General features: G+C 72.6%; 13 protein-coding genes. 9 read left to right on the forward strand and 4 right to left on the reverse strand.

Annotated elements, in window-relative coordinates; genetic code table 11:
• Positions 1 to 61 precede the first annotated feature (61 nt).
• From cofD to ACIOC0_RS13040, 3 genes are all read left to right on the forward strand, one after another.
• Entirely contained in the window at positions 62 to 1,021 is a 960-nt protein-coding gene (cofD, locus tag ACIOC0_RS13030; protein ID WP_402155099.1) for a 2-phospho-L-lactate transferase, read from the forward strand.
• Positions 1,018 to 2,343 carry a coenzyme F420-0:L-glutamate ligase gene (locus tag ACIOC0_RS13035; RefSeq protein WP_402155100.1) on the forward strand — a complete coding sequence of 442 codons (1,326 nt, stop codon included), beginning with the start codon at positions 1,018 to 1,020 and terminating at the stop codon, positions 2,341 to 2,343. The genes cofD and ACIOC0_RS13035 overlap by 4 nt, the downstream gene beginning before the upstream one ends.
• A 108-nt stretch (positions 2,344 to 2,451) precedes the next feature.
• Positions 2,452 to 3,486: a DNA-3-methyladenine glycosylase family protein gene (locus ACIOC0_RS13040; RefSeq protein ID WP_402155101.1), complete on the forward strand. Its 1,035-nt coding sequence runs from the start codon at positions 2,452 to 2,454 to the stop codon at positions 3,484 to 3,486.
• Positions 3,487 to 3,556: 70 nt separating this feature from the next.
• Here the strand turns inward: ACIOC0_RS13040 and ACIOC0_RS13045 are convergent, their stop codons facing one another.
• A complete protein-coding gene (locus ACIOC0_RS13045) occupies positions 3,557 to 4,639 on the reverse strand; it encodes a sugar phosphate nucleotidyltransferase (protein ID WP_402155102.1) in 1,083 nt (360 codons plus the stop codon).
• Positions 4,640 to 4,795: 156 nt separating this feature from the next.
• A complete protein-coding gene (locus ACIOC0_RS13050) occupies positions 4,796 to 6,169 on the reverse strand; it encodes a peptidoglycan recognition protein (RefSeq protein ID WP_402155103.1) in 1,374 nt (457 codons plus the stop codon).
• A gap of 129 nt (positions 6,170 to 6,298) precedes the next feature.
• On the opposite strand from ACIOC0_RS13050, the gene ACIOC0_RS13055 reads away from it, so the two are divergent.
• The 4 genes from ACIOC0_RS13055 to ACIOC0_RS13070 all read left to right on the forward strand — a co-directional run bounded on the left by ACIOC0_RS13055 (position 6,299) and on the right by ACIOC0_RS13070 (position 12,321).
• On the forward strand, positions 6,299 to 7,063 hold the full coding sequence (locus tag ACIOC0_RS13055) for a TIGR03089 family protein (protein WP_352247721.1): 765 nt from the start codon (positions 6,299 to 6,301) through the stop codon (positions 7,061 to 7,063).
• A gap of 196 nt (positions 7,064 to 7,259) precedes the next feature.
• On the forward strand, positions 7,260 to 8,459 hold the full coding sequence (locus tag ACIOC0_RS13060; RefSeq protein ID WP_402155105.1) for an LCP family protein: 1,200 nt from the start codon (positions 7,260 to 7,262) through the stop codon (positions 8,457 to 8,459).
• 266 nt (positions 8,460 to 8,725) lie between these two features.
• Positions 8,726 to 10,489 (forward strand): LCP family protein, encoded by a 1,764-nt coding sequence (locus ACIOC0_RS13065; RefSeq protein WP_402155106.1) that lies wholly within the window; start codon positions 8,726 to 8,728, stop codon positions 10,487 to 10,489.
• Positions 10,490 to 10,569: 80 nt separating this feature from the next.
• Positions 10,570 to 12,321: an LCP family protein gene (locus ACIOC0_RS13070; RefSeq protein ID WP_402155107.1), complete on the forward strand. Its 1,752-nt coding sequence runs from the start codon at positions 10,570 to 10,572 to the stop codon at positions 12,319 to 12,321.
• 10 nt (positions 12,322 to 12,331) lie between these two features.
• Here the strand turns inward: ACIOC0_RS13070 and ACIOC0_RS13075 are convergent, their stop codons facing one another.
• Positions 12,332 to 13,384, reverse strand: coding sequence for a glycosyltransferase family 2 protein (locus ACIOC0_RS13075; RefSeq protein ID WP_402155108.1), 1,053 nt, complete (start codon positions 13,382 to 13,384; stop codon positions 12,332 to 12,334).
• Between the two features lie 132 nt (positions 13,385 to 13,516).
• Between ACIOC0_RS13075 and ACIOC0_RS13080 the strand changes: the two genes are divergently transcribed.
• A complete protein-coding gene (locus ACIOC0_RS13080; RefSeq protein ID WP_402155109.1) occupies positions 13,517 to 14,992 on the forward strand; it encodes an LCP family protein in 1,476 nt (491 codons plus the stop codon).
• A gap of 46 nt (positions 14,993 to 15,038) precedes the next feature.
• On the opposite strand, the gene ACIOC0_RS13085 is transcribed toward ACIOC0_RS13080, so the two are convergent.
• The gene (locus ACIOC0_RS13085) at positions 15,039 to 15,596 is read right to left on the reverse strand and encodes an acyl-CoA thioesterase (RefSeq protein ID WP_351098378.1); all 558 of its coding nucleotides are present in this window, start codon (positions 15,594 to 15,596) and stop codon (positions 15,039 to 15,041) included.
• A 120-nt stretch (positions 15,597 to 15,716) separates the two neighbouring features.
• Between ACIOC0_RS13085 and ACIOC0_RS13090 the strand changes: the two genes are divergently transcribed.
• On the forward strand, positions 15,717 to 16,994 hold the full coding sequence (locus tag ACIOC0_RS13090) for an LCP family protein (RefSeq protein WP_402155110.1): 1,278 nt from the start codon (positions 15,717 to 15,719) through the stop codon (positions 16,992 to 16,994).
• Positions 16,995 to 17,021 lie beyond the last annotated feature (27 nt).

Below are 17,021 nucleotides of genomic sequence, written 5' to 3' on the forward strand. Positions count from 1 at the left end.
GGCCGGCCGCGCCGGACCGGCCGCGCACCGCGTTGTCGTACCCGCCTGCGAGACTTGCGCCATGCGCATTGTGGTTCTGGCAGGCGGCATCGGCGGTGCCCGGTTCCTGCGCGGTCTGAAGCGGGCCGTGCCGGACGCGGACATCACGGTCATCGGCAACACCGGGGACGACATCCACCTCTTCGGGCTGAAGGTCTGCCCGGACCTGGACACGGTGATGTACACGCTCGGCGGCGGCATCAACGAGGAGCAGGGCTGGGGGCGAGCCGAGGAGACCTTCCATCTGAAGGAGGAGCTCGCGGCGTACGGCGTGGGCCCCGAGTGGTTCGGGCTGGGCGACCGGGACTTCGCCACGCACATCGTGCGGACGCAGATGCTCGGCGCCGGCTACCCGCTGAGCGCGGTGACCGAGGCACTGTGCGACCGGTGGAAGCCGGGCGTGCGGCTGATCCCGATGACCGACGACCGGGTCGAGACCCATGTCGCCGTCGAGGTCGACGGGGAGCGCAAGGCGGTCCACTTCCAGGAGTACTGGGTGCGGCTGCGGGCGTCCGTGCCGGCCGAGGCGATCGTGCCGGTGGGCGCCGAGCAGGCGAAGCCCGCCCCGGGGGTCCTTGAGGCGATCGCGGAGGCGGACGTCGTCCTCTTCCCGCCGTCGAACCCGGTCGTCTCCGTCGGCACGATCCTCGCCGTGCCCGGCGTGCGCGAGGCGATCGCGGATGCGGGGGTCCCGGTGGTCGGCCTCTCCCCCATCGTCGGGGACGTGCCCGTGCGCGGCATGGCCGACAAGGTGCTCGCGGCGGTCGGCGTGGAGTCGACGGCCGCGGCGGTCGCCGAGCACTACGGCTCGGGCCTCCTCGACGGCTGGCTCGTGGACACCGTCGACGCGGGCGTCGTCGACCGGGTCGAGGCCGCCGGGATCCGCTGCCGGGCCGTGCCGCTGATGATGACCGACGTCGAGGCGACCGCGACGATGGCCCGCGAGGCGCTGGCCCTGGCGGAGGAGGTGCGGGGAGCGTGACCGTCGAGAGCACGAGAGCGGACACGGAGAGCGGCTACCGGGTCTGGGCGGTGCCCGGGCTGCCCGAGGTGCGCCCCGGGGACGACCTCGCCAAGCTGATCGCCGCCGCCGAGCCCGCGCTCGTCGACGGGGACGTGCTGCTGGTGACGTCGAAGATCGTGTCCAAGGCGGAGGGGCGGATCGTCCGGGCCGAGGACCGCGAGGCCGCCGTCGACGCCGAGACCGTCCGGGTCGTGGCCCGGCGCGGTCCGCTGCGGATCGTGGAGAACCGGCAGGGCCTGGTGATGGCCGCGGCCGGCGTCGACGCCTCCAACACCCCCGCCGGCACGGTGCTGCTGCTGCCCGAGGACCCGGACGCCTCCGCGCGCGCGATCCGCGACGGGCTGCGCGACGCCCTCGGCGTGAACGTCGGCGTCGTCGTCACCGACACCTTCGGGCGGCCCTGGCGCGCGGGTCTCACCGATGTCGCCATCGGCGCCGCCGGTGTGCGCGTGCTCGACGACCTGCGCGGGGGCACGGACGCGCACGGCAACCCGCTGAGCGCGACCGTCGTCGCGACGGCCGACGAACTGGCCTCCGCGGGCGACTTGGTGAAGGGCAAGGCCGCCGGACTGCCGGTGGCGGTCGTGCGCGGTCTGGGTCATGTGGTCGCCGACGGCGACGCGGAGGGCGCGCGGGCCATGGTGCGCGACGCGCGCGACGACATGTTCCGGCTCGGCACCTCAGAGGCGGTGCGGCTGGCGGTCACCCAGCGGCGGACCGTGCGCGCCTTCACCGACGAGCCCGTCGACCCCGGGGCGGTACGGCGGGCCGTGGCGGCGGCGGTCACGGCGCCCGCGCCGCACCACACGACGCCGTGGCGGTTCGTGCTGCTGGAGTCGCCGGCGTCCCGCCTGCGGCTGCTGGACGCGATGCGGGACGCGTGGATCGCGGACCTGCGGCGGGACGGCAAGTCCGAGGAGTCGATCGCCAAGCGGGTGCGACGGGGGGACGTGCTGCGCAACGCGCCCTACCTGGTCGTTCCGTGTCTGGTCATGGACGGGTCGCACACGTACGGCGATCCGCGGCGGGACGGGGCCGAGCGGGAGATGTTCGTCGTGGCGACCGGGGCGGGCGTGCAGAACCTCCTGGTCGCGCTGGCCGGGGAGCGACTGGGGTCCGCGTGGGTGTCGTCGACGATGTTCTGCCGGGACGTCGTGCGGGAGGCGCTGGAGCTGCCGCCGGAGTGGGACCCTATGGGCGCGGTGGCGGTCGGGCATCCGGCCGAGGAGCCGAAAGCGCGGGCGGAGCGGGACGCGGGGTCCTTCATCGAGGTCCGGTGAGTTCCGCAGGGGTGCCTGTGCCGTCGGCGCTGCCTTTACCCTCGTAGAACCCCTTCCCCGCAGGACCCCTCCCCAGAACCTCTTCCGTCTTCCCCCGGGAACCTCTCCGTGTCCGGACGATTCGATCCCCGGCCCACGCGCACGACGGTGCGCGGCGGGCATGTCGGTGTGCCCGGCGGGGTGCCCCGGCAGGCCGGGGGCGAGGCTGACGGCGGGGCCGGGGCGACGCGGGTGCGGACGTGGGTGCCGGAGGGAACGCTGGACCTGGGGCTGGTGCTGGGGCCGCTGCGCCGCGGGCCCGGCGATCCGACGTTCCGGGCCATGCCTGACGGGTCGGTGTGGCGGACCGCTCTGACGCCCGCCGGGCCGGGGACCCTACGGGTCTGCGCGGCGCCCGGCGGCGGCGCGGTGCGCGGGCAGGCGTGGGGGCCCGGGGCGCGGTGGCTGCTGGAGCGGATGCCGGACCTGCTCGGCGCGTCGGACGACCCGGACGCGTTCACGCCCCGGCACCGGGTGGTGGCGACGGCGCGGCACCGGCGGCCGGGGCTGCGGCTGACGCGGACCGGGCTGGTGCTGGAGTCGCTGATCCCGTCGGTCCTGGAGCAGAAGGTCACGGCCGACGAGGCGTACCGGGCGTGGCGCAGGCTGGTGTGCAAGTTCGGGGAGCCCGCGCCGGGGCCGGGACCGGCGGGCGGTCCGATGTTCGTGATGCCGTCGCCGCGGACGTGGGCGCTGATCCCGTCGTGGGAGTGGCACCGGGCCGGGGTGGACGACAAGAGGGCGTCGACGATCCTGCGGGCGGTGCGGGTCGCCGCCCGGCTGGAGGAGGCGGTGCGGATGGAGCCTTCGGCCGCGCGGGAGCGGCTGGAGGTCGTGCCGGGGATCGGGCCGTGGACGTCGACGGAGACGGTGCAGCGCAGTCACGGGGCGGCGGACGAGGTGACCGTGGGGGATCTGCATCTGCCGGGGATCGTCGGCTTCGCGCTGGCGGGGGACCGTGAGGCGGACGACGCGATGATGCTGGAGCTGCTGGAGCCGTACGCGGGGCAGCGGCATCGGGCGGCGCGGCTGATTCTGCTGAGCGGGCGGGTGCCGGCGCGGCGGGCGCCGAAGATGCGGAAGACGGACATCGGGTCGTGGTGAAGCCGGCGGGGTGTTCTCCGCCCCCGCCGCCCCTGCCCTTCCCGTGCCTGAGGGCCGCCGCCCCCGGAGCTCATTGATCCGAGGAGAAGCGGACCGCTCCTGCCGGGATCTCGGCGTTGCACCAGATCCTCGCGCCGTCGCGGAGTTCGTTGTCCGCGCCGACGACCGCGTCGTCGCCGATGACCGTGCCGGTCAGGACGGAGCGTTCGCCGACGCGGGCCCGGGTGCCGATCAGGGAGTCGGTGATGACCGCGCCGGGCTCGATGACGGCGCCGGGAAGGATCGTCGAGCCGAAGACGCGCGCGCCCTCCGCGACGAAGGCTCCCTCGCCGACCACCGTGCCGCCGGTCAGCTTGGCGTCGGGGGCGACCGTCGCCGTCGGCAGGATGAGACGGTCGCCGCAGCGGCCGGGCAGCGCCGGGGACGGGGCCCGGCCGAGGACGAGGTCGGCGGAGCCGCGGACGAAGGCCGCGGGCGTGCCGAGGTCCAGCCAGTACGTCGAGTCGACCATGCCCTGGAGGTGGGCGCCGGCTTCGAGGAGGTCGGGGAACGTCTCGCGCTCCACCGACACCGGCCGGCCGTGCGGGATGGTGTCGATGACCGAGCGGCGGAAGACGTAGGCGCCCGCGTTGATCTGGTCGGTGACGATCTCCTCGGGCGTCTGGGGCTTCTCCAGGAAGGCCAGCACCCTGCCCGAGTCGTCGGTGGGCACCAGTCCGTAGGCGCGCGGGTCGCTCACCTTGGTGAGGTGCAGGGAGACGTCCGCCCCGGTCGTCTCGTGGGTGGAGACGAGCCTGCGGATGTCGAGGCCGGTGAGGATGTCGCCGTTGAAGACGAGCACCGGGTCGTCGGGGCCCGAGTGCAGCCGGGAGGCGACGTTGCGGATCGCGCCGCCCGTGCCGAGCGGCTCCTCCTCGGTGACGTACTCGATGTGCAGGCCCATCGACGCGCCGTCGCCGAAGTACGGCTCGAAGACCTCCGCCAGGTAGCTCGTCGCGAGGACGATGTGCTCCACGCCCGCCGCTCTCGCCCGCGCCAGTTGGTGCGTCAGGAACGGCACCCCCGCTGCCCTGACCATCGGTTTGGGCGTGTGCACCGTGAGCGGGCGCAGCCGGGTGCCCTTGCCGCCGACCAGGAGGATCGCTTCTGTCACCTTCGTCTCTGCTTCCTGCCGGGACCGGCCGAACTTTCTTTCGGCCGGCCAGTGTATGCAGACCTCGTGCGGCAACTTCGACGGATGCGGGTCCGCATGGGTCCGCCCGGGCCGGGGCCCGGTGGAGGGCCCCGGCCCGGGCGTGCCGGGCCGACCTCAGCGCCCCTGGTAGCGCGCCGCCGTCGTGCGGGCCGAGGCGAGCTTGCCGTAGAGCTGCCGTCCTGGGCATTCCGTGGCGAAGCCGTCCCGGTGACCGGAGATCACGTTCAGTCGTACGTTCTTACCTTTTGCGTAGAGATTGCCACCGCCTGACTTCAGGTATGTCTTTCCGTTCGGATTGCCCCCGAACAGACCCAGCTTCCACGCCGTCAGACTGGCGATGGCTTTCACGGTCGCGGCGGACGGTTTGGTACTGGTGTAGGTGCCGATGGCGGCGATGCCCATGCTGTTGCTGTTGAAGCCGAGGGTGTGGGCGCCCATGACCGCCTTCGTCACTCCCCCGGCGCGGCCCTCGTACAGGGTTCCGCACTTGTCGACGAGGAAGTTGTAGCCGATGTCCCGCCAGCCCAGGCTCTTGACGTGGTAGCGGTAGATGCCGCGGATGACGGACGGGGCCTGCGCGCACGTGTAGTTGTTGCCGGAGGCGGTGTGGTGCACGAAGGCCGCCTTGACCGTCGTCGTGTAGCGGAAGCCGCTCTCCCGCAGCGACTCGTCGGCGCCCCAGCCGCGGCGGGTGACGATGTTCGGGCGCGGGCCGATGTACGGCTTCGCCGCCCGCTGACCCGGCGACAGCGGGGCGCCGGGCTGGGCGAGGAGCTCGCGCTCGGTGGCCTCGCGGTTCAGGGCGGGGATCTCGGTGGCTGCGGACGTCCCGAAGGCGGCGGCCCGGGTCGTCAGCATCCGGGTGACGGGGGCGGGTGCCGGGGCGGCGGCGCCCGGGTCGACGAGTTCGAGGCTCAGGCCCGCCGGGAGCGGGGCGGTCGACGCCGCGGTGCGGACGCCGCGCGCGGTGTCCTCCGTACGGTGGCCCGTGGCGGGCCTGACACGGAGTTCGACGCCGTCGGAGTCGCCCACCCACAGGGGGGCGGTGGCGCCGCGGACACGGCCCGAGGTGCGTTCGGCGGCGTCGGGGTCGGCGCCGTGGTCGGCGTTGTGGGTCTCCACGTCCTGCCAGCCGGACCAGGCACGGGTCTTGGCGTCCCGGGTGCGGACCTGGACGCGGCCGTCGAGTTCGGCGTCCGGGTCGTCCCAGACGATGCCGAGGAGGGAGAAGGGGCGTACGTCCCGGCGGGTGACGCCCTGTTCGGCGCCGGTGCCGGCGCGGGTGCGGTCGCGGGTGAGGGGGGTCAGGGGCAGCGACTGGGTGCTGCCCGGGAGCGGGGCGGCGGGGCTCGTGGCCTGGGCCGCGGCGGTCGCCGTCTCCGCGGTCGGCGCCGGTCGCGCCGTCACCGCGGTGGCGGACGGCGTCAACGGGAGGGCGAGGGACGCCGCACAGGTGACACCGATCGAGGTAGCAAGCAATCCACGCATGGCACTGATGCTGTGCACAGCGGTACCCGTCCGCCACTTCGGGCGGGTTGACGGAGTGTCGGCGGCGTTCGGCCGAACCGGTGGTGTCCGGGCCGGTGTTCGGCGTGTGCGGCGCGTACGCTTGCGCGGGTGAACGCCACCGATCGAACCCCTGCCGACCTGCTGCGTTCCGCGCTCGCCGCGGATCCCGCGCGCCCGCTGGTGACCTTCTACGACGATGCCACCGGCGAACGGGTCGAATTGTCCGTGGCCACCTTCGCCAATTGGGTGGCCAAGACCTCGAACCTCCTCCAGGACGGCCTGTCCGTCGAACCCGGCGACCGGGTCGCGCTGCTGCTGCCCGCGCACTGGCAGACGGCGGTGTGGCTGCTGGCGTGTTCGTCGGTCGGCGTGATCGCGGACGTGGCGGGGGATGCGGCGCGGGCGGACGTCGTGGTGGCCGGGCCCGGGCGCTTCGAGGAGGGGCTCGCGTGCCGGGGGGAGCGGTATGCGCTGTCGCTGGCGCCGCTGGGGCGGCGGTTCGTGCCGGGGCCTCCGCAGGGGTACGCCGACTACGCCGTGGACGTGCCCGGTCACGGTGATCGGTTCACCCCGTACGCGCCGGTCGACCCGGAGGAGCCGGCGCTGATCGTCGCCGGGGCTGAGTACACGGGCGCGGAGCTGGTGGAGCACGCGCGGGGGGACGCGGGCGGGCTCGGTCTGACGGGGCCGGGGTCCCGGTTGCTGTCGGGGCTGCCGTACGACACCTGGGAGGGGCTGAGCGCGGGGCTGTACGCGCCGCTGGCCAGCGGGGGGTCGGTGGTGCTGTGCCCGAACCTGTCGCGGGCGGGGGAGGAAGCCGTGGCAGCGCGGATCGAGAGTGAGCGGGTGACGGTGGTGCGCGCGGGGTCCTGAGCCGGGATTCCCACGGGGGCCGCCGTGTGTCCCTGGTGAGGGGCCCTGGAACCCCGCTTGCCCCGGCCTGTGCCCACCCCAGGTGACCGCCCCACCCTCACCCGTTCGGCCCAGTCCCGCCCCCCACCCAGCGGCGGCGGGGGCCATCGTCGAGGGGTCGGGGTGTTCGGGCGTCGGCCGGGAGGAGGGGTGGGTCGTGGTGGGTGAGACGGCTGGGGCCTCCGCGTCCGGGGCGGGGCTTCGGCGGCGGCGTCGGCGGTGGTGGGGGCGGGTCGGGGCGGGGGCCGTGGGGGTGGTGGTCGTGGGGGCGGGAGTGACCGGGTGGGTGGTGTACGCGCTGCTCGACGGGAACATCACGCCCGACGAGGCGGCCGCGGCGGAGCTCGCCCGGTACGAGAGCGAACGGCCGACCGCACTGGTGAAGGACGCCCGGAACATCCTGCTGATCGGGTCGGACTCGCGCTCGGGCGACGGCAACGCCGCCTACGGGCGGGACTCGGGCACGGAGCGCTCGGACACGACGATCCTGCTGCACCTGGCCGCCGGGCGGCGCAGCGCGACGGCGGTGTCGATCCCCCGGGACCTGATGGTGGACGTGCCCGGCTGCCTGCGACCGGACGGATCCCGGACCCGGCCGGTGTTCGCGATGTTCAACTACGCGTTCCAGACGGGCGGCTCCGCCTGCACCATCCGGACGGTGGAGAAACTGACGAGGATCCGCGTCGACCACCACGTCGTCGTCGACTTCAGCGGGTTCAAGGAGATGGTGGAGGCGCTGGACGGGGTGCAGGTGTGCCTGAAGGAGCCGATCCACGACAAGGCGGCCAAGCTGTGGCTGCCGGCGGGGCGGGTGACGCTCGACGGGGAGCAGGCCCTCGGGTTCGTGCGCGCCCGCAAGTCCCTCGGCAACGGCAGCGACACCGACCGGATAATGCGGCAGCAGCTTTTCCTCGGCGCGCTCGTCAACAAGGTGCGCGGCAACGACGTGCTGCTGAACCCGGCGAAGCTGTATCCGGTGCTCGACGCGGCCACGTCCGCCCTGACGACCGACCCCGGGCTGGCGAGTCTGCGCGGACTCTACGAACTCGTGCGCGGTCTGCGGGAGATCCCCACGGAACGGGTGCAGTTCCTGACCGTTCCCCGGGAGTCGTACGCGGGCAACGCCAATCGCGACCAACTCGTGGAGCCCGAGGCGGAAGAGTTGTTCGAGCGGCTGCGCAGGGACGCTCCTGTGTCCGTCGCACGGAAAGTCGGACGCGAGGTGACCCAGGGGCCGCGGGGAAGCGGCCGGAATCACACCCCTGCGCAGTTGCCCGGACACGGTGCGTACCGAACGCCGTCCCCGCCCGCGCCCACGTTCAGCGGCAACACCGCCGCCCAGGATCTCTGCGCGTGAGCGCCCCTCGGCGGTCGCGCGGTAAAGCGCTTGCCAAGTGAAGGGGCTCCGCGAACAACAGTTCACGGAAATAGAACGAATTGCCCGGTTGTGTGGACGTGGAATTTGTCACCGCCGTCGCCCGACGCTGAACTGGGCGGATAGTGTGAGCGATCCGGTGCACCGGGCCAGAGGACCGTCCTGGGGTCGTGCACTGTGTGACCGAGACCCGAGCGCCTCTGAGGGGGGAAGGCGCCGCGTGGCCCCGACGGAGGATTCGGACAACCGTGGACGCGCAAGGCCGTGGGCGGGCGGACAACATCGATCCCGCAGACCAGTGGGTGCTCAATCCGGACACCGGTGAATACGAACTGCGACTGGGTCATTCCGCACCGCAGTCGGCGGTGCCCGGACCTCGTGGATCCGCCTCCCGCGCGGCGGGAGCCGCGGGCGCGGTCCGCGCCCGTACGCAGGCGCCGGAGCGGAAGGCCCCGCAGAGCTCGGAGCAGCTCGCGGAGCAGCTTCCCGGGCCGCGCCGGCGCCGCGGTGCGCCGGAGGAGCCGCCGAACCGGCGCGGGCGCCGGCCGGTGCGGAAGTCGAAGGCGAAGAAGGTCCTGCTGTGGACCGGCGGGACGATGGCGTTCGTCCTGGTGGGCACCGCGGGCGCGGCCTATCTGTATCTGGAGCACCTCAACGGCAACATCACGTCCCTCTCCGACGACGGCGCGAGCACCGGCGGCTTCAGCAAGGACAAGGCGATCAACCTCCTGCTGATCGGCACCGACAAGCGCACCGGCTCGGGCAACGAGGGCTACGGCGACTCGGGCAGCGTCGGCCACGCCGACACCACGATCCTGCTGCACGTCTCCAAGGACCGCACGAACGCGACGGCGTTGAGCATCCCGCGCGACCTGGTGGTGGACATCCCGGACTGCCAGACCGAGCAGGAGGACGGCTCCACCAAGGTCATCCCGGGCACGCGGAACGCCCGTTTCAACACCAGCCTCGGCCAGGACGGCCGTACGCCCAGCTGCACCATGCGCACCGTGACCGAGCTGACCGGGGTCACCCCGGACAACTTCATGGTGGCCGACTTCAACGCGGTCAAGACGCTGACCACGGCCGTCGGCGGGGTCGAGGTGTGCCTGGCCAAGGACATCGACGACCCGGACTCGCATCTGAAGCTGCCCAAGGGCACGCACGTCATCGAGGGCGAGCAGGCGCTGGCGTACGTGCGCACCCGGCACTCGGTGGGCTTCGGCGGCGACCTGAGCCGGATCGACATCCAGCAGCAGTTCCTCAGCTCGCTGATGCGCAAGCTGAAGTCGAACGACACCCTCACCAGCCCCAGCAAGATGATCGGGCTGGCGGAGGCGGGCACCAAGGCGCTCACCGTCGACAGGCAGCTCAAGAGCATCGACAAGCTGAAGGACCTGGGGCTGGAGCTGGGCAAGCTCAACACCGAGAACCTGACCTTCGCCACGGTCCCGGTGGTCGACAACCCGGCGGAGAAGGTGAAGGCGACCGTCGTGCTCAACGAGTCGACCGCCCCCACCGTCTTCCAGATGATCCGCGACGACGTGTCGTTCACCGAGGTGAAACAGCAGGCGCAGGCCTCCAAGGACGCGGCGGCGGCGGCCGCGGCGGCCCGGCTCAAGGGCACCCAGTCCGCGGCCTCCGAGGTGCGGGTGCAGGTCATGAACGGCGGGGCCCCCGCCGGCAGCGCGCAGGAGACGCTGACCTGGCTGCAGAACACCAAGGGCATCACGAAGTCGGAGAACGCGGGCAACGCCCCCGCGCCGCTCGGCACGACGACGCTCGAGTACGCGCCCGACCAGGCCCCCCAGGCGCGCAAGCTCGCCGCCGTGATGGGGCTGTCGGGGGCCGCGCTCAAGCCGGGCAGGAGCGTCCAGAACGCCCAGGGTCTGCCGACGATGACGCTGACGCTCGGCAAGGACTTCAAGGGGGCGGGCGTCTCGCTCACGACGCCGACCAAGGTGCCGGACTCGGTCCAGAAGTCCACCGCGGACAAGGTCAAGTGCGCCAAGTAGGTAACCCTGCGGCCCCGTCGTGCGTCTGACTTGACGCGGGAGGGGCCCGTGTCAGGCGCAGGGCGGGGAGGGCAGGGGAAGTGGCGCGGAGCAGTGTGCGGCCGGACACGGCCGAGGCCGAGCAGGCGACGGCCGAGGCGGGGGTGACGGACCACGTCGCGGCGGGGGACGGCCGGGGGCAGGCGACGGGCGGCCGCGAGACGGCGGCCGGGGACGCTCCCGCCGAAGCGGACGGGGACGACGACGGCGGCGGCCGGGGGGACGACGGCGACGGTGACGGCGGCGGACCCAGAGCCGCCGGCGGCCCCGACCGCAGACGGCGCAGACGCCGCGTGCTGCGCTGGTCGGCGACGCTCCTCGCGGTCGTCATACTCGGCGGCGCGGGGGCCGGATACCTCTACTACGAGCATCTCAACGCCAACATCAAGAGCGACGACCTCAACCTGGGCGACGCCAAGGACCGCGCGGCCGAGCCGACAGCCAACGCCGCCGGGCAGAAACCGCTGAACATCCTGCTCATAGGCTCCGACGCCCGCAACACCGCCGAGAACCGGAAGCTCGGCGGCGCCAAGGACACCTTCGACGGCCCCCCGCTCGCCGACGTGCAGATGCTGCTGCACGTCTCCGCGGACCGCAGCAACATGTCGGTGATCAGCATGCCGCGCGACACGCTGCTCGACATCCCCAAGTGCACGGACCCCGACGACGGGCGCGAGTACGCGGCGCTGAACAACGAGATGACCAACGTCTCGCTGGGGCGCGGCGGGCCGGGCTGCACCGTGGCCACCTGGGAGAAGCTCACCGACATCCACATCGACCACTTCATGATGATCGACTTCTCCGGGGTGGTGTCGATGGCCGACGCCATCGGCGGCGTCCCGGTGTGCGTCGACGCCAGCGTCTACTCGCACACCCGCGACGGCAAGGGCTCCGGCCTGCGGCTGCCGGAGGGCACGCACTCCGTCAAGGGCCGCCAGGCCCTGCAGTGGCTGCGCACCCGCTACGGCTTCGAGGACGACACCGACCTCGCCCGCGCCAAGGCGCAGCACATGTACATGAACTCGATGGTCCGTCAGCTGCGCTCCGAGGCGAAGCTGACCAATCCGAACGCGCTGCGCAAGCTCGCCGAGGCCGCCACCGAGGCGATCACCGTGGACGACGGCCTGGACACCATCACCAGGATGTACGACCTGGCCACCGAGCTGCAGAAGGTCCCCACCGAGCGCATCACCATGACGACGATGCCCAACCGCTATTCAGGCGCCCGGGTCGTGCCCACCGAGGACGCAGCGAAGCTGTTCCGGCTGGTGCGCGAGGACATCGCCCTCGACGGCAAGGACGTCAAGAAGCCCCCCGCCGCCACCACCGCGAGCCCCTCGCCCACGGTCGCCGACACGGCCGCCCCGGACGGCGACATCGCGGTGCAGGTCCACAACAGCACCCGAGGCGACGGCCGGGCAGCGGCCCGCGGACGGGCGGCCACGGTCACCCAGCTGCTGGCCGGCAAGGGCTTCACCGGCGCGGTCGCGGACACCTCCACGGCCACCTCCGAGAAGCAGACCGTGATCCGCTACCCGAGCGCCGACCTCCAGGGCGACGCCGAACGGGTCGCCAAGGCGCTCGGCATCCCCACGAGCCAGGTGAAGAGGTCCACCGACGTCACCGGCGTCACCCTCTTCGTCGGGGCGGACTGGCGCTCCGGCTCCGCCTACACCCCGCCCGCGGCGGAGGAGAAGGCCGAGGAGGACGACGACACGCCGACGTCGGCGGAAGCGATGAACGCCGCCGACACCAGCCAGTGCATGCACGTGGACCCGGCCTACAGCTGGTAGCCCGGGCCCGTCACGGCACCTGGGTGGTGCTGAGGACCGCCGGGCGGCGGGAGGCGATGACCTTCCTCGCCAGCGCCCTCGGGCTGGTCAGGAAGCCGTACCCCCACGACATGTGCATGGTGGCGAGGGCCACGGGGATCCGCAACCGCGCCTTCAGCGGCAGGCCCTTCCCGGCCGGCGCCGATCCCGCGACGATCGCCGCGAGGTAGCCGGCCGGGATCACGAAACCGGCCGGCGTCACCAGAGCGCCGACGAGCACACCGGCGGCGATCGCGCACACCGCCGTCGGCGGGGCGAGGTAGCGCAGGTTGATGGAGCCCGCGTGGTAGCGGGCGACGACGTGCCGCCAGCGCCCGTAGTCCTTGTACTGCTTGGCAAGAGCCCGCACGGTGGGCCGCGGCCGGTAGGACACCCTCAGCTCGGGCGAGAACCAGATCAGCCCGCCGGCCTCCCGGATACGGAAGTTCAGCTCCCAGTCCTGGGCGCGGATGAACTCCTCGTTGTAGCCGCCCTGCCGCTCCAGCGCCTCACGCCGGAACACCCCGAGGTACACCGTCTCGGCGGGACCCGCCTGGCCGCCGGTGTGGAACGCGGCGTTCCCGACGCCGATCTTCGAGGTCATCGCGGCGGCGACGGCCCGCTCCCAGTCGGTCTCGCCCTCGGCGTGCATGATCCCGCCCACGTTCTGCGCGCCGGTCTCCTCCAGCAGGCGCACCGCGGTGGCGATGTAGTCCGGGGAGAGCATCCCGTGCCCGTCGACCCGGACGACGACCGGATGCCGGGAGGCCTTGATCGCGGCGTTGAGCGCGGCGGGCGTACGGCCCGTCGGGTTGGGCACGGTGTGCACCCGCTTGCTGCTCAGGGACGCGGTCTCGGCCACGAGCTCGGCGGCGATCTCGTCCGTGCGGTCCGTGGACGGACCGAGGGCGATCACGACCTCCATCTCGCCGGCGTACTCCTGCGCGAGGATCGCTTGGACGGCTCCGCGCAGATGCCGCTCCTCGTTGAGGACGGGCATGATGACGGACACGGCGGGGAGCTGCACGTCGGACTTGGCGTTCATAGGGCCCTCACGTTACCGCGAACGGGGGACACCGGTGCGCCCCGCCGGTGGCGGTGCACCGGGCTACAGATCGTATGGGCCTACGGTGCTCACGGTTCCCCCTCGTACGGCCGCAGCCCGGAGGTGTCCCGCATGCCCCCCACCCCGCCCCGGTCCCCCGCCTCCCGGCCCGCACGCCGCCCGCAGCCCCCGCGGCGCGCGGCCCGTTCGCCCGTCCGGCGCAGACGCCCGCGCTGGGCCATGCGGGCGGCGACGACCCTCTCGGTCGTGATCCTCGCCTCGGCCGGCATCGGCCACTCGGTGGTCAGCAGCCTCGACGCGAACATCGTCCGCGTCGACGCCTTCAAGGACATGAAGAACCGCCCGCAGGCCGGTCACGGCATGAACGTGCTGCTCGTCGGCACCGACGGCCGCGACCGCGTCTCGGAGGCGCAGCGCCGGCGCTACCGGCTGGGCGGAACGCCCTGCCACTGCACCGACACGATCATGATCCTGCACATCTCGGAGGACCGGGAGCGGGCGAGCGTGGTCAGCCTGCCGCGCGACTCGTACGCCGAGACGCCCGCCCACGTCGACCAGCTCAGCGGCCGCCCGCACCACGGGCACCCTCTCAAGATCAACGCGGCGTACGCGGAGGGCGGCCCACAGCTCACCGTGCGGACGGTCGAGCACATGACCCGGGTGAAGATCGATCACTACCTGGAGATCGACTTCACCAGCTTCATGCGGACGGTCGACGCCCTCGGCGGGGTCAAGGTGTGCACCACCCGCCCCCTGAAGGACACCTACACCGGCCTGGACCTCCCGCCCGGCACGCACACCCTGACGGGCGGCGCCGCCCTGCAGTACGTGCGCTCCCGGCACCTCGACGCCGCCTCCGACCTCGGGCGGATGAAACGCCAGCAGCGCTTCCTGGCCGCCCTCGTCGACCGCGCCACCTCCTCCGGCCTGCTGCTCAACCCGCTGAAGTTCCGGGACGTGGCCCGCGCCGCCCTCGGCTCCGTGCGGGCCGACCGCGACTTCGGCGCGGACGAGCTGCTCGGCCTCGGGCGGGCGATGCGCACGTTCTCCCCGGCCTCCTCGGAGTTCACGACCGTCCCGGTCGGTGAGATGGGACACGTCGTGAAGGGCATCGGCTCGACCCTGAAGTGGGACACCGCCAAAGCGGAGCGCCTCTTCCGGCTGCTGCGCGAGGACAAGCCGCTCGCCACGGCCGCGCCGGCGCCCCCCTCCCCGGTCGCCTCCGTCGAGGTACCCCCGCAGGAGATCAGCGTCCAGGTGGAGAACGGCACGCCCACGCCGGGCCTGGCCAAACGGGTCGACCGGGAGCTCGCGGCCACCGGCTTCCGCGCCACCGGCCGTCCGACCCCCGCCCCCGACCGGGCCGTCACACGGACGGTCATCAGCTACGACCCCCGCTGGGACCGCTCCGCCCGCTCCCTGTCCGCCGCCCTCCCGGGCAGCGCCCTGCGGCCCGTCCCCGGACTGGGCCCCACCCTGAAGGTGACGGTGGGCACGGACTTCCGCGAGGTCCGCAAGGTGCGCGGCACGACCCCCGGGCCGGGCGAGTCGAGAGTGATGCGGGGCGACGAGGTGGACTGCTCCTGAGCGGGCCCGCCCCTGGGGGCCTGCTCACCGGCCGTCCACCGGTGTGTCAGTCCTCGAAGCCCTCTGCGGCCCGGCGGGCGCGCAGATCCAGGATCGCGCGGCGGCGGGCCAGCCGGTGGGTGCGGCGGATCTGGGCCTCCTGGCAGCGCCGCCGGTCGCGGTCGGTCTCCGGGAGGACCGGCGGCACCCGGCGCGGCTTGCCGTCGGCGTCCACGGCGGCGAAGACGAGGTAGGCCGAGCCGACCTGGGTGGCCGGGGCGGACTCGTTCCACCGTTCGGCCATCACCCGCACGCCCACCTCCATGGAGGTCCGGCCGGTCCAGTTCACCTGCGCCTTCACATGGACGAGGTCGCCGACACGGACCGGCTCCAGGAACGCCATCTCGTCCATGGACGCCGTGACGGCGGGCCCGCCCGAGTGCCGGCCGGCCACGGCCCCCGCGGCGTCGTCGACGAGCTTCATGATCACCCCGCCGTGCACCGTCCCCAGCAGGTTGGTGTCGTTGTGCGTCATGATGTGGCTGAGCGTGGTGCGGGACGCGGACGTGGGCTTACCCGGGATGTCCGAGCTGCCCGAGTCCACTGCGGTGACCTGGTCTGTCATGTCCTCCACCCTATGCCGAGGCGGACGAGCCGGGATTTTGTGTCAGCTTGGCAACAGCGGGGCCCTGATTCTCCGACGCCCCTTGTAAGGCACACCGCTGTGCCCTGCACACTGGTCCGCATGAACGAGTGGCCCGAGGGATGGTCGGACGACGACCGCGGCAACCGGTACGGAAGCGGCAGCGCGAACGCACAGCCGGAGAGCGCGCGCGTCATGCGGCAGGTCCGCCGGGGCCCCGCGGCCCCGCCGAACAGCCCCGGCGTCCCGCAGCAGCCGTCGTACGTCGACGGACAGGGATACGGCGACTACACCAACGCGAGGAACACCGGGTACGACAGCGGCTACAACACGGGCCAGGTCTACGGAGGCGGCGGCTCCGACGGCGGCGCCCCCGGGAGATACAGCGACCCGCGTCCCGCGCCGAACTGGCGGCGCCGCATCAAGCTGACGGCGATCAGCCTCGTCACCGTGCTGGTGGTGACGACCGTCGGCACGTACTTCTGGGCCGACTCCAAGCTGCAGCGCGAGGTCGACCTGTCGAAGGTCATCGACCGGCCCGAGGCGGGCGAGGGCACCAACTACCTGATCGTCGGCTCCGACAGCCGCGCGGGCATGAGCGCCGAGGACAAGAAGAAGCTGCACACCGGTTCCGCCGAGGGCAAGCGGACCGACTCGATGATGATCCTGCACACCGGTTCCAACGGCGACACCCTGGTCTCGCTGCCCCGCGACTCCGACGTGGAGATACCGTCCTTCGTCGGCTCCGACTCCGGCAAGACCTACAAGGGCACCGGCCGGCACGTGAAGCTGAACGCGGCGTACGCGGAGGACGGCCCCGAGCTGCTGGTGCGCACCGTGGAGTTCAACACCGGCCTGCGCATCGACCACTACGTCGAGATCGGCTTCGCCGGCTTCGCGAACATCGTGGACGCGGTCGGCGGCGTGGAGATGGACATCCCGCAGGACATCAAGGACACCAAGTCCGGCGCCGACTTCAAGAAGGGCAAGCAGACCCTGGACGGGCAGCAGGCCCTCGCCTTCGTCCGCACCCGCTACGCGCTCGCCGGCTCCGACCTGGACCGCACGAAGAACCAGCAGAAGTTCCTCTCCGCCCTCGCCAACCAGGTCGCCACCCCGGGCACGGTCCTCAACCCGTTCAAGCTCTACCCGACCATGGGCGCGGGCCTGGACTCCCTGATCGTCGACAAGGACATGGGGCTGTACGACCTGGGGTCGATGTTCTGGGCGATGAAGGGCGTCAGCGGCGGCGACGGCAAGTCGATGAACATGCCGATCTCCGGCTCCGCCGGCGGCAACCTCGTCTGGGACAAGGCGAAGGTGCAGCAGCTGGTCAAGGAGCTGAAGAACGACGAGAAGGTGACCGTCTCCGGCAACTGAGCCTCCACGTCATCGAGGGCGCCCCGG

This window comes from Streptomyces sp. NPDC088254 (genome assembly GCF_044740925.1).
GTDB lineage: Bacteria > Actinomycetota > Actinomycetes > Streptomycetales > Streptomycetaceae > Streptomyces.

Excerpts from the sequence above, each read along its gene's own strand:
- cofD (WP_402155099.1), top strand. The coding sequence starts at position 62 with ATGCGCATTGTGGTTCTGGCAGGCGGCATCGGCGGTGCCCGGTTCCTG.
- ACIOC0_RS13050 (WP_402155103.1), bottom strand. The coding sequence starts at position 6,169 with ATGCGTGGATTGCTTGCTACCTCGATCGGTGTCACCTGTGCGGCGTCC.
- ACIOC0_RS13075 (WP_402155108.1), bottom strand. The coding sequence starts at position 13,384 with ATGAACGCCAAGTCCGACGTGCAGCTCCCCGCCGTGTCCGTCATCATG.
- ACIOC0_RS13080 (WP_402155109.1), top strand. The coding sequence starts at position 13,517 with ATGCCCCCCACCCCGCCCCGGTCCCCCGCCTCCCGGCCCGCACGCCGC.
- ACIOC0_RS13085 (WP_351098378.1), bottom strand. The coding sequence starts at position 15,596 with ATGACAGACCAGGTCACCGCAGTGGACTCGGGCAGCTCGGACATCCCG.
- ACIOC0_RS13090 (WP_402155110.1), top strand. The coding sequence starts at position 15,717 with ATGAACGAGTGGCCCGAGGGATGGTCGGACGACGACCGCGGCAACCGG.